This window comes from Gordonia insulae (assembly GCF_003855095.1).
In the GTDB taxonomy this organism is placed as follows: domain Bacteria; phylum Actinomycetota; class Actinomycetes; order Mycobacteriales; family Mycobacteriaceae; genus Gordonia; species Gordonia insulae.
Genome location: NZ_CP033972.1, coordinates 273,957 through 286,542 on the forward strand (window position 1 = coordinate 273,957; position 12,586 = coordinate 286,542).

The 12,586-nt window shown below is 68.3% G+C and carries 11 protein-coding genes; 9 read left to right on the top strand and 2 right to left on the bottom strand.

All coding sequences use genetic code 11. From position 1 onward, the window contains the following. The first annotated feature begins 145 nt into the window (after positions 1–145). From D7316_RS01370 to sigJ, 6 genes are all read left to right on the top strand, one after another. On the top strand, positions 146–466 hold the full coding sequence (locus tag D7316_RS01370) for a YggT family protein (protein ID WP_124706708.1): 321 nt from the start codon (positions 146–148) through the stop codon (positions 464–466). A 381-nt stretch (positions 467–847) separates the two neighbouring features. After that, positions 848–1,675, top strand: coding sequence for a DivIVA-like cell division protein Wag31 (wag31, locus tag D7316_RS01375; RefSeq protein ID WP_124711031.1), 828 nt, complete (start codon positions 848–850; stop codon positions 1,673–1,675). Positions 1,676–1,698: 23 nt separating this feature from the next. Further along, positions 1,699–2,433 carry a hypothetical protein gene (locus D7316_RS01380; RefSeq protein WP_124706709.1) on the top strand — a complete coding sequence of 245 codons (735 nt, stop codon included), beginning with the start codon at positions 1,699–1,701 and terminating at the stop codon, positions 2,431–2,433. 334 nt (positions 2,434–2,767) lie between these two features. Continuing rightward, the gene (gene ileS / locus D7316_RS01385) at positions 2,768–6,028 is read left to right on the top strand and encodes an isoleucine--tRNA ligase (RefSeq protein WP_124706710.1); all 3,261 of its coding nucleotides are present in this window, start codon (positions 2,768–2,770) and stop codon (positions 6,026–6,028) included. Between the two features lie 87 nt (positions 6,029–6,115). Beyond that, positions 6,116–7,303: an NAD(P)/FAD-dependent oxidoreductase gene (locus D7316_RS01390; RefSeq protein WP_124706711.1), complete on the top strand. Its 1,188-nt coding sequence runs from the start codon at positions 6,116–6,118 to the stop codon at positions 7,301–7,303. After that, a complete protein-coding gene (gene sigJ, locus D7316_RS01395; protein ID WP_124706712.1) occupies positions 7,300–8,202 on the top strand; it encodes an RNA polymerase sigma factor SigJ in 903 nt (300 codons plus the stop codon). Before D7316_RS01390 ends, sigJ begins: the two co-directional genes overlap by 4 nt. A 7-nt stretch (positions 8,203–8,209) precedes the next feature. On the opposite strand, the gene D7316_RS01400 is transcribed toward sigJ, so the two are convergent. After that, positions 8,210–9,346, bottom strand: a complete 1,137-nt coding sequence (locus tag D7316_RS01400) for a hypothetical protein (RefSeq protein ID WP_164473707.1) — start codon at positions 9,344–9,346, stop codon at positions 8,210–8,212. A gap of 27 nt (positions 9,347–9,373) precedes the next feature. On the opposite strand from D7316_RS01400, the gene D7316_RS01405 reads away from it, so the two are divergent. Then, positions 9,374–9,790 (top strand): MarR family winged helix-turn-helix transcriptional regulator, encoded by a 417-nt coding sequence (locus tag D7316_RS01405; protein WP_164473708.1) that lies wholly within the window; start codon positions 9,374–9,376, stop codon positions 9,788–9,790. A 3-nt stretch (positions 9,791–9,793) separates the two neighbouring features. Here D7316_RS01405 and D7316_RS01410 read toward each other — a convergent pair whose 3' ends face one another. Further along, positions 9,794–10,480, bottom strand: a complete 687-nt coding sequence (locus tag D7316_RS01410) for a TetR/AcrR family transcriptional regulator (protein ID WP_124706715.1) — start codon at positions 10,478–10,480, stop codon at positions 9,794–9,796. A gap of 111 nt (positions 10,481–10,591) precedes the next feature. On the opposite strand from D7316_RS01410, the gene D7316_RS01415 reads away from it, so the two are divergent. Together D7316_RS01415 and D7316_RS01420 are read left to right on the top strand one after the other, a co-directional pair. Next, entirely contained in the window at positions 10,592–11,038 is a 447-nt protein-coding gene (locus D7316_RS01415) for a nitroreductase/quinone reductase family protein (protein WP_124706716.1), read from the top strand. 112 nt (positions 11,039–11,150) lie between these two features. Then, positions 11,151–12,584, top strand: a complete 1,434-nt coding sequence (locus D7316_RS01420; RefSeq protein ID WP_232017111.1) for a DNA polymerase IV — start codon at positions 11,151–11,153, stop codon at positions 12,582–12,584. Positions 12,585–12,586: the final 2 nt, after the last annotated feature.

Here is a 12,586-nt window from a genome sequence, read left to right on the forward strand (position 1 = left end):
GACCCCGACGGCGGGTCGTTGTCGTTTCACCTCGATGTCACCTCACCTCGATGTCACCTCATCCCGATGTCGCCTCATCACGTTGTCATCGCTCGGTGAGCTGGCCGAATACCTACCCGTCCGACATTTCAGGCAACCTGGAGGCGTGACGATTCTGTTTCAGGTTCTCTACTACCTGTTGTTCATCTACTGGCTGCTCCTGCTCGCGCGACTCGTGGTCGAGCTCGTCCGGACATTCGCCCGGGAATGGCGGCCCACCGGCATCGCGGTTGTGATCATCGAGATCGTTTTCACCACCACCGATCCGCCGATCCGGGCGCTGCGCCGCATCCTGCCACCGATCCCGCTCGGCCCGGTGCGTCTGGATCTGTCGCTGATGATCGTGATGATCGTCGTCCTGATCGCCATGCAGGTGGTGAGTTCGTTGAGTCGTAGCTCGGCGGCCGCCCTGGCGGGTCTCGCCTGACCTGCGGATTCGTCTGATGTCCGTAGCGCTCGTCGAATCCCGACACGCTGGACCGTGACCACTCTGTGACCATTGACGCCCAGTGGTTTACGGTTGGATGGTCATCATCGAGTGACTGTTTCATTTCAGGAGCGCATCGATCAGGTGCTACGAGCGGTTCTCGTGTGACAGGATTTGACGCCAGTTACCAATTGGACTGGTATGAATAAACAGTGACAGCCTGCAGCAAAGAGTGTGCAGACTGGTGCGGTGCCAACTGAACAAGCGTGATCCGACCCGCGCGCCGGGAGCGGCGCGAGCGGGCCCGACCGACCTGGGCCGGCAGCGAAGCGAGTCGGCGCGCGCCACAACACAATCGACCGACAAATGAGGGGAACCGACATGCGGCTGACACCAGCTGATGTGCACAACGTCGCGTTCAGCAAACCGCCTATCGGTAAACGCGGCTACAACGAAGATGAAGTCGATCAGTTCCTCGACTTTGTCGAGGCCGAACTGGCCCGTCTCATCGAGGAGAACGGCGACCTGAAGCAGCGGGTCGAGGAGCTCGAGGGCGAGGTCTCCGACGCGCGTTCTGCAGCGCCCGCAGGCACCGATACGCCGGCCGCCGAGGAGCGCACCCAGGTCTTCGCCGCGGCTCCCGTGGCCCAGGAGGCCCCGGCTCCTGCCGCCGCACCCCCGCGGGAGTTCTCCGACGATGACGCCAACGTCCGCGCCGCCCGCGTGCTCGCGCTGGCCCAGGACACGGCCGACAGGTTGACCTCGACGTCGCGTCAGGAAGCCGATTCGCTGGTCACCGATGCCCGGCAGCGTGCCGACGCGATGGTGTCCGAGGCGCAGTCGAAGGCCGACGCACTGCTCACCGATGCCCGCCAGCGCTCCGAGGCGATCCTTGCCGATGCCCAGACACGCTCGGAGGCCCAGGTCCGTCAGGCGCAGGAGCGTGCCGACGCGTTGCAGACCGATGCCGAACGTAAGCACAGCGAGATCATGGGCACGATCAATCAGCAGCGGACCGTCCTCGAGGGTCGGATCGAGCAGCTGAAGGTCTACGAACGCGAGTACCGGACCCGCCTGAAGACGTATCTGGAGTCGCAGCTCGAGGAGCTGCAGCAGCGCGGCAGTGCTGCGCCGGTCGAGGGCGGTCGTGCCGACACGTTCTCGTCGGACCCGGGTAACGGCGGGTTCACCAGCTACTCACCGAGTTAGTCGGCGGACGAGCGGGAGTACTTGTGCTGACGCTGGCCCTGGCGGCGACGCTCATAGGGTTCGTGTTCCTGGTGCTCGGACTGATCACCGGAACGGTATGGCTGGCCATCGCCTGCATCGTCGTGTGTCTGGTCGGCCTCGGATTCCTGATCGCCGACATCGTGAGATCGGGGCGTCGCCGCGACGAGCCGTCGATCGGTGACTTCGTGGACGCCGACGCACACGCCGACGACGACGAGGTCGTCCGTGATGAGCGGACCACCGGGTACCGCGCGTCCGACGACGTGGTGGATCAGCCGAGCCCGGACGTGGCAGTCCCCGAGCCCAGGCCGGGTGTCGGTGCGCCACGACCCCCGGCACCGGCAGCCGACCCGCGGCCCTCGGCCACCCGGGCCGGGAATGCTCCTGCTCGCGAGGGAAACCTCGACGACTATCTCCGATCGGTGGGTGGTGTCGGGCCGGCACCCGGTCAATCGCAGCAACCGGCGAACCGCCCCCCGATGAACCAGCCGCCGATGAATCAGCCCCCGATGAATCGGCCTGCCACGAATCAGCCGCCGCGACCGCCGGCAGGTCCGCAGTATGCGCAGCCGGGGGCGGGTGGTCCGCAGGCCCCGCGTCGGCCGCACCGCTATCGGGACGAGCCGGCCACCGAGTCGTTTCCGGACGCCGCAGGCGACCAGGACGCGCAGCCGCGCGAACCCCGCCCGCAGAAGTTCGATCCGCTCGACCCGAACTGGCGACCACCGCTGGACTAGGACTCGCCGGGTCTGATGTGGCGCTCGCGCCGTAATCGATTGGTCGGCGAGGTCGGTGCCCGGCTACACTCGGTGCTGCGTTGATCCGGCCATCACCGGGGAGCACCCGGAAGAACGGGACCGTTGCGGCGGTTCCCAGTAGACCTGGGCGGGTACGGCCCGACACAGCCGTGGGTCCGCGGATCTCCGCGGGCCATGGAGTGGCACCGATCGATTCGTCGGATCGGGCGGTGCAAGCGGGGTGGTACCGCGCGGATCGAGTGGTCGTCGACCACCAGGTGTGCGTCCCCGTGCCAGAGCAGATGTACGTATGCCGGCACGAGGAGAACGACCGATGACCGAGACGGTCCACAGCAACGACCCCACCGATGAGTCTGCCGGTGGCGGTGGAGCCCGCGTCTACCCGATCGTCGATATGACGACCGACGCCGGGAGCGGAGCGAGCGACGCCCTCAGTGGGCGCAGTACGCCATTCTTCCCCGACGTCGAGGAACGCGTTCTGGCGTACTGGGACGCCGACCAGACCTTCGCGGCATCCATCGAGAATCGCGCCGATGCCGAGGAATTCGTCTTCTACGATGGGCCGCCGTTCGCGAACGGCCTCCCGCACTATGGCCATCTGCTCACCGGTTACGTCAAGGATCTGGTACCGCGGTACCAGACCATGCGGGGGAAGAAGGTCGAGCGCCGCTTCGGCTGGGACACTCACGGTCTGCCAGCCGAGCTGGAGGCGGAACGTCAGCTCGGGATCACCGACAAGTCGGAGATCGAGACGATGGGCATGGAGAAGTTCAACGACTACTGCCGTGACTCCGTGCTGCGCTACACCGGCGAGTGGCGCGACTACGTGACCCGGCAGGCTCGCTGGGTCGACTTCGACAACGACTACAAGACGCTGGATCTCGACTTCATGGAGTCGGTGATGTGGGCGTTCAAGCGGCTCTACGACAAGGGGCTGATCTACCAGGGGTACCGCGTGCTGCCGTACAGCTGGTACGAGCAGACTCCGCTGAGCAACCAGGAATCCAAGCTCGACGACGCCTACCGGATGCGCCAGGACCCGGCGGTCACCGTGCGGATGCCGCTGGTGGTCCCCGACGGCCCGCTCACCGCCCTCGACGGCGTGAACGCGCTGATCTGGACCACCACCCCGTGGACGCTGCCGTCGAACCTCGCGATCGCGGTGAATCCGGACGTCGAGTACGTCCACGTCAAGGCCGCCGATGGCGAGGAGTACCTGCTCGCGAAGGCGCTGCTGGGCGCCTACGCGAAGGAGATCGCCGATCCCGAGGTCGTCGGCAGCTACGGCGGCGCCGAGCTGGCCGGCCTCGCGTACACGCCGCCGTTCGACTTCTTCGTCGGACATGAGAACGCGCACCGGGTGCTGCTCGGCGACTACGTGACCACCGAGAGCGGTACGGGTGTCGTGCATCTCGCGCCGGCGTTCGGTGAGGAGGACATGGACCTCTCCACCGCCAACGGCATCGAGGTGGTGCAGCCGCTGGACCCGGGCGGCCGGTTCACCGCGATGGTGCCGCCGTACGAGGGCCTGATGGTGTTCGACGCCAACCCGGTGATCATCAAGGACCTGAAGTCCGTCGGCAAGATCGTGCGCCACGACACCATCGAGCACTCGTATCCGCACTCGTGGCGGTCGGGAAAGCCGTTGATCTACATGGCGGTTCCGTCGTGGTTCGTCGCGGTCACGCCGATCAAGGACCGGATGCTCGAGCTGAACAAGCAGATCACCTGGGCGCCGGAGCACATCCGCGACGGCCAGTTCGGCAAGTGGCTCGAGGGTGCCCGGGATTGGAACATCAGCCGTAACCGATTCTGGGGCGCACCGATCCCGGTGTGGATCTCCGACGACCCGGAGTATCCCCGGATCGACGTCTACGGCTCCCTCGACGACCTCGAGCGTGATTTCGGAGTGCGACCGGACAACCTGCACCGTCCCTACATCGACGAACTGACCCGGACGAATCCCGACGATCCGACCGGGCGTTCGACGATGCGTCGTGTCCCGGAGGTGTTCGACTGCTGGTTCGAGTCGGGCTCGATGCCGTTCGCCCAGGTGCACTACCCGTTCGAGAACGCCGCCTGGTTCGACGGCGACGACGCGGCGGGCGAGCCGGCGCACAATCCGGGCGACTTCATCGTCGAGTACAACGGTCAGACGCGCGGCTGGTTCTACAACCTGCATGTGCTGGCGACCGCCCTGTTCGATCGCCCGGCGTTCAAATCGGTTGCCGCCCATGGCATCGTCCTCGGTGACGACGGACAGAAGATGTCGAAGTCCAAGCGCAACTACCCGGACGTCAACGAGGTCTTCGATCGTGACGGCTCGGATGCGATGCGCTGGTTCCTGATGGCCAGCCCGATCCTGCGCGGCGGCAATCTGGTCGTCACCGAGCGCGGCATCCGCGAGGGAGTGCGTCAGGCGCTGCTGCCGCTGTGGAACGCCTACAGCTTCCTGCAGCTCTATGCCGAGCGGCCGGCCACCTGGCGGACCGATTCGGCGAACGTGCTGGATCGTTACATCCTGGCGAAGCTCGCGGTGACGCGTGACGTCATGACCGAGTCATTCGACTCCTACGACGTGTCCGGTGCGTGCGACGCGTTCCGCGAGTTCGTGGAGTCGCTGACCAACTGGTATGTGCGACGTTCGCGGTCGCGGTTCTGGGCGGGTCAGGACGACGATCCGGAGGCGTTCGACACGCTGTTCACGGTGTTGGAGGTGGCCTCGCGACTGGCTGCGCCGCTGCTGCCGCTGGCGACCGAGGCGATCTGGCGTGGCCTCACGGGCGGCCGTTCGGTGCATCTGACCGACTGGCCGAGCGGCGACGACCTGCCGGCCGATGCCGCGCTGGTGTCGGCGATGGACGAGGTCCAAGAGGTCTGTTCGGTGGCGTCGAGCGTGCGCAAGGCGAACAAGTTGCGGGTGCGGCTGCCGCTGCCGGGTCTCACCGTCGCGTCGCCGACCGCGCAGGACCTGGCCCCGTACACAGATCTCATCGCCGATGAGATGAACGTGAAGTCGGTGACCCTGGCCACCGACGCGGATGTGTACGGCCGCTACGAGATCGCGGTCAACGCGCGCGCCGCGGGCCCGCGCCTGGGCAAGGATGTCCAGCGCGCGATCAAGGCGGTGAAGTCCGGCGACTGGTCGGTGCAGGCGGGCCCGGACGGTGCCGAAGTCGTCGTCGCCGACGGCATCGAACTGTACGACGGTGAATACACCCGCCGGCTCGTCGCGGTGGAACCCGATTCCACGGCGGAACTCCCCGGCGGACGTGGCCTGGTCGTGCTCGACACGTCGGTGACGCCGGAACTCGAGGCCGAGGGCTGGGCCAAGGACCGCATCCGCGAACTGCAGGACGCGCGACGGACGCTGGGCCTCGACGTCTCCGACCGCATCGCCGTGCGGCTCGTGGTGCCGGTGGAACGGCTGGCCTGGGCGCGTACGCACGCCGGGCTGATCGCGGGTGAGGTTCTCGCGGTCTCGTTCGATGTGGTGGACGCCGACAGCGGACCCGTCGGTGCGATCGACCTGGGCGACGGAGTGACGGCGGACGTGACGAAGGTGGCTCCCTGACGATCGCGGTGTGATCTGGGTCACCGTCGGTCACGCGTCGGGTGCCGGCGGTGTCCCGTGGTTGTCAACCGTCGAAAGGGAGCAACCATGAACACCACACACCGCCCGCGGATCGTCGTCCTCGGTGGCGGGTACGCGGGGACGATGGCCGCGAACCGCCTGAGTGCGGAGGGGAGCGCCGCGGACATCACCGTCGTCAACGCCCGGCCGCGATTCGTGCACCGGATTCGGCTGCACCAGTGGATCGCCGGCACCGGCACGGCCGAGGAGGACTACCGGCAGGTCCTGTCCGACCGCGTGCGCCTGGTCGTCGACACCGCGACCCGGATCGCCGACGGGCGGGTCGAACTGGCGTCCGGCGCGGCCCTCGACTACGACCATCTCGTCTACGCGGTGGGCTCGTCGGGGACCGCGGCCGACGCGATCGACGGGCTCGCCGAGTACGGATTCGCACTCGGGGAATGGGAAGCGGCGCAGCGCCTGCGGGGTCACCTGGCCGATGTCGACACGACCGACGAGGATCAGCCCGTGACCGTGGTCGGCGGTGGGCTGACCGGCATCGAGATGGCCGCCGAGCTGGCCGACGCCCGGATGGCGGTCCGACTGGTCTGCGGTGCGAACCTGGCACCCTCGTTCGGGGACGGGGCCCGGCGGGCCGCCCGTCGGCGGCTGCGGAGACTCGGTGTCGCGATCTTCGAGGGTTGCCATGTCACCGCCGTCGGACCCGATACCGTCACCGTGGTGGAGATGGGTGAGCGCAGGGTGATGCGCAGCGCGACGACGATCGTCGCGGCCGGCTTCGGCGTCCCCGATCTCGCCACCGCGAGCGGTCTGACCACCGACCCGCTGGGCAGGCTGGTCACCGACGAGACGCTGACCAGCGTCGACGACCCGCGGATCGTGGGTGCGGGCGATGCGGTGGCGCCGTCGGGCAGCGCGTTCCGGATGAGTTGCCAGGCGGCGAATCAACTCGGTCCGCACGCCGCCGACACCGTGCTGGCCCGCCTGGCGGGGACGGAACCGGTGCCGATCCGGCTCGCTTTCGTCGGACAGTGCACCTCGCTCGGCCGGCACGACGCGGTGATCCAGTTGACCCACCGGGACGACACGCCGTCGCGGGCGGTGATCTCGGGACGGACCGCCGTTGCGATCAAGGAGGTCGTCTGCCGCGGTGTGGTCTGGGGCCTTCGTCTGGAAGGCCGCCGGCCGGGCGTCACTCCCTCGTTCGGACGGCCGCGCGCGGTCGGCGTCGGGGACCCCGAGGTGATGGTGTGACCCACGCCGGGGACGAGCACGCACGCCGGTTCACCGAACTGCGGCCGCTGCTGTTCACGGTCGCCTACGAGATCCTCGGTTCGGCGACCGATGCCGACGATGTACTGCAGGAGAGCTACCTACGGTGGGCCGGTGTCGATCTGGTGGCCGTCGAGGACACCAAGGCCTATCTCGCCAAGGTGGTGACCCGACAGGCGCTCAACGCATTGCGTGCGTCGTCGCGGCGGCGGGAGCAGTATGTGGGCCCATGGCTGCCGGAACCGATCCTGCTCGACGAGCACGACGCCGCGGACGACGTCGTGCTGGCCGAGTCGGTCTCCACCGCGATGCTGGTCGTGCTGGAGACACTCAGTCCCGACGAGCGGGTCGTGTTCGTGCTGCGGGAGGTGTTCGGGTTCGGGCACGACGAGATCGCCGAGATGGTCGGCAGATCCGACGCGGCCGTCCGGCAGGCGGCACATCGGGCTCGCGCGCACGTCCAGGCCCGACGACGTCGCTTCGTCCCCGTCGACGCCACCCGTACGGCCGAGATCACCGATGCCTTCATGGCCGCGGCGCAGTCGGGTGAGATCGAGACGCTCATGACGATGATGTCGCCGGACGTGGTGTTCACGGCCGACAGCGACGGTAAGGCGAGCGCGGTGCGCAGGCCGATTCGCGGGGCCCTCGCCGTGGCCCGCCTGCTGGCCGGCTTCGCGCGTGTCGGGCCGACACTCGACGGCTTCCGGGTGGAGCCGGCGATCTTCAACAGTCTGCCGGGTATGCGGCTCTTCTTCGACGGTGAACTACAGGGGGTCTTCGTGCTCGATGTGGTCGACGGTCTCGTCGCCGACATCTACGCCACGCGTAACCCGGAGAAACTGGTCGGTGTCGGCGAACCGCGTCGCATCTCGCGGTGATGGTGGGTCAGATCCCGATGGCGTCGAGCATGCCCCGGACCATGGCGACACGGTCGGCGGTGAGCAGATCGAGGGTCGATCCCGGCACCAGGTCAGCGTCGTCGGCGGCGGCGAGCAGGTCGAGCGGTATCGCCGACACGACGTGTGCCGCGGCGAGCTGGATGTGGTGTGCCCGTTCGAGTTCGGCCGCCGGCACGTTCACCCCGCCGTCGACGAGCCCCGCACGGTAGGCGGGCAGGCACACCCGCTGCGTCTCGGCCAGACGCCCCGGCGACGTCTTCCGGAGTTCGATCTCGCTGATGACCAACTGACTCAGGTCGAAGCCCATCCGGCCGCGCGAGAAGAATGCCCAGTCGATGATCACGAACTCGTGGTCGCACGCGAGCAGGTTGTTGGGGCATGCGTCGCCATGCGCACTCAGCAACGGCAGTGACTCGATCTCGTCGAGCAATGCGGGCGCGCCGTCGATGAAGCGCGACATCCGTTCGCGGAACCCGGCATCGACATGGCGTGACACCACCGGGTCGTCCCAGGCGGTGCCGTCTACGTAGCTGCGGACGAACTCATCGGCCAATCGTCCGGCCCAGTACATCCGCGCCTGCCCAGGACCTCCCGGGTGACCGATACCGTCGGCGATGTCGGCGATCGACTGCGACGCCGCCAGTCGGCCGAGCAGGCGTGCGGCATCCCGGTAGCGCTGAGCGGTCCAGGCCGACCTGTCGTGCGCGACGAATTCCAGCCAGATCGCTGCGGAGTTCTCGTCGAGGTCCACGACGGCGTGGCATTCCGGCAGCCGCGATCCGTGCGGCATGTGCCGGTGCAGCGCGGAACGATAGACGTCGGGTTCGATCCGCCAGGGCAGCTCGCGGATGGCCGCGTCGCGCAGATCGGGCGGGATCATCGCCAGAATCGGCGACAGCGCGAAGCTGCGTGCGACCTTGACCACGTAGCAGCGATGCCCCTGCGGGGTCTTGACGCCCACGCGCCATCGTCCGCCCGTCGTGAGTGCCATCAGGTCGTACTCGACCTCGTCGATGCCTGTGACCGTCGCCTCCGGCACTCCGAGCATCGACTCCAGCGACGGGACGGGAAGTCCCGCGGGACCGAGCAGCGCCGCGACGTCCATGAGGTAGCCTTTGGTCAAGTAGCTTTACCAAGAAAGGTAAGTCTCTTGTCCAAATCGGTCAAGCCCCCGCACGCCGCACAGCTCCTCGGCGCCGCGCTCGGTGAGCTCCGTGCGTCATTTCCCGCCGAGGATTGGGATGGGCTGCGTCCCTCTCACTTCCGGATTCTCGAGGTGGTCGAGCGGGGTGGGATGCGGGCGGTTGATCTGGCCGCCGAACTGGGGATGACCAAACAGGGGGCCGGTCAGCATGTCGCCTATCTGACCGACCGCGGATTCGTCAGGCAGCAGCCCGACCCGGATGATCGCCGGGCCCGCCGGGTCGAACTGACCGATCGGGGCGCGGAGTTCCTCGGTCGCCTGCATCGTCGGCTGGCCGCCATTGAATCCGGCTGGACCCGACGCGTCGGACGCGAGGACTACGCGACGTTTCGTCGGGTACTGGCGAGCATTGCCGCGTCCTGACGGTCATCCGCCGATCGGCGCGAGCGCGCGCTCGATCTGCGCGACGAACAGTGCCTCCGGATCTTCGAAGGTGTCCGATCCGTACTGGCCGAAGACCTCGAGGCTGATCGCGCCGATCGTCGTCGCCCACAGGGTGGTGGCGATCAGCAGTGCGCCGTCGGGCAGGTCGCTGTCGAATTCCGTTCGGATGGCGTCGAAGTCGCGGGCCACCGATCGCGGCACCGGCTCCACGGCGGGGGATTCCCGAGCGGTGTGGGCACGTGCCACCTCGGTGATGAGCGTCCCGACGACCCGCGTGCCCGGCTCGACGGTCTGCTCGGCGGGCGCGCTGTACCCGGGGACGGGACTGCCGTAGAGCAGCGCCCACCGGGCCGGATCATCGACGGCCCATCGTCGCAGCGCGCGTGTCGCCGCGCGTAGTCGATCGCGCGGCCGCGCCTCATCGATGGGGGCGATGGCCGCATCGACCGTGTCCGCCAGGTCGGAGTAGGCCTCGACGAGCAGCAGGGTGAGAAGGTCGTCGCGACTGGGAACGTAGCGGTACACGGCCGACGACACCACGCCCATCTCGCGGGCGATCGCGCGCAGGGACAGACCGGCTGCGCCGTGGGTGCGGAGGTGCTCCCGGCCCAGTCGGCGGATCTCCGATTCCATCGCGGCGCGGTTTGCCGCGCGTGTCCCACCCGTCATGCAGACAGTCTCGCACAAATGAGAGCACTGCTCTTGATTTATCGTTCGACGGGGTTCAGAATGATTTTGCGAGAGCGGTGCTCTCGAATCGACCTCCGAAGGGACAGGCACATGACCACCACGCATTACAGCGCACCGAAGGGCTTCGACAATCTCTTCAACACCAGCGTGCGCTGGCTCGCCGATCACGGCGTCAACCTCGCCGGCGCGCAGACCCTCACGGTCACCGGCCGCGTGAGCGGGCGGCCGCAGAGCGTGCCGGTGAACCCGCTGCGTCTCGACGGCCACGAGTACCTCGTGGCGCCGCGCGGGACGACCCAGTGGGTGCGCAACGTCCGGGTGAACGACGCCGCGGAACTGCGGCGTGGTCGTCGTCGGCGGTCGGTCCGCCTCGTCGAGGTGGCACCCGCCGACCGGGCGCCGATGATCCGGGCCTACCTGTCGAAGTGGGGTTGGGAGGTCGGCCGATTCCTGCCGGAGGGCATGGGCACCGACCCTGACGACGCCACGCTCGCCGCGCACCTCGACGATCTGCCGGTGTTCGAGATCCGGTCCTAGGCCGGTCCGGGGCTCGCCGGCGCGGTCGAACTACGATGCGGGAGTGGCGTCCGCCGTCCCATCATCGTCCGGGCCCATCGGCCCCGAGTCCGCGCGCAGTGCGCGGTGGGTGATGCATCTGGACATGGACGCCTTCTTCGCATCCGTGGAGCAGCTGACGCGACCGACGCTGCAGGGCCGGCCGGTGCTCGTCGGCGGGACCGGCGGCCGGGGTGTGGTGGCCGGGGCCAGCTACGGCGCCCGCGCGTTCGGTGCCCGCTCGGCGATGCCGATGCACCAGGCGCGCCGGTTGGTCGGTTCGGGAGCCGTGGTGCTTCCCCCTCGCGGCAACGTCTATCGCGTGGTGAGTGCCCGGATCTTCGGCCTCGTCCGCGACGCGATCCCGGTGATCGAGATGCTCTCCTTCGACGAGGCGTTCGGTGAACCCGTGGAACTCGCCGGCGCATCAGTCGAGGAGGTGACGGCGTTCGCCGAACGTCTGCGGGCCCGGATCCGCGATACGGTCGGGATCTCGGCGTCGGTGGGATTCGGCAGTGGCAAACAGATCGCCAAGATCGCTTCCGGACTCGCCAAACCCGATGGGGTGATGGCCATTCCACCCACGCGCGAGCTCGCGTTCCTGCATGCGCTGCCGGTTCGCAAGCTCTGGGGGATCGGGCCGGTGTCGGGTGATCGGCTGCACCGCCTGGGGATCGAGACCATCGGCGACTTCGCGGCGATGTCGGACATCGAGGTCGTCTCCGTGCTGGGTGCCACTCTGGGGCCGGCGCTGCATCGGCTGGCAATGGGCATCGACGATCGGCCGGTCGCCGAGCGTGCCTCCGCCAAGCAGATCAGCGCGGAGTCCACCTTCGCGCGCGATCTGGTCGAACTCGACGAGTTGCGGCCGGCGATCGAGGCCGCGGCCGACGGCGCCCATCGTCGCCTGCTGGCCGACGGTCGCGGCGCGCGGACGGTGGTGCTCAAACTCAAACGTTCGGACATGTCGGTGCTCACGCGATCGATGACGCTGCCCGCCGCGACCACCGAACTCGGCGTCCTGACGTCGGCGGCGCAACGGCTGGCACTCGATCCCCGGAGTATCGGACCCATCCGGCTCGTTGGCGTGGGATTCTCGGGTCTGACTGCGGTGCAACAGTTCTCGCTGTTCGCCGAGCTCGACGAGGAGTGGGCGGACCTGGCGGTGACCGAGGACGGGGAGGACGCCGAGGCCGCGTTCGTCGCGGCCGGGCCGTCTTCCGACGCGGTCGTCGCGGCGGTCGGGCCCGAGGGCGAGACCGGCGTCGCGGCCGGTCACATCGGCGACGCCGGCGACGCCGTGCAGACCTGGGAGACCGGGACCGACGTCACCCATCCCGATCACGGGCACGGATGGGTACAGGGGAGCGGGCACGGTGTGGTGACCGTCCGTTTCGAGACCAGGGCCACCGGGCCCGGGCGGGCCGTGACGTTCGGCGTCGGCGAGCCGACCCTGCGGCGGGCCGATCCACTCGACAGCCTGGCGTGGCCGGACCTGCGCACGACCGAGGCGCCAGATCCCGGCTGAGA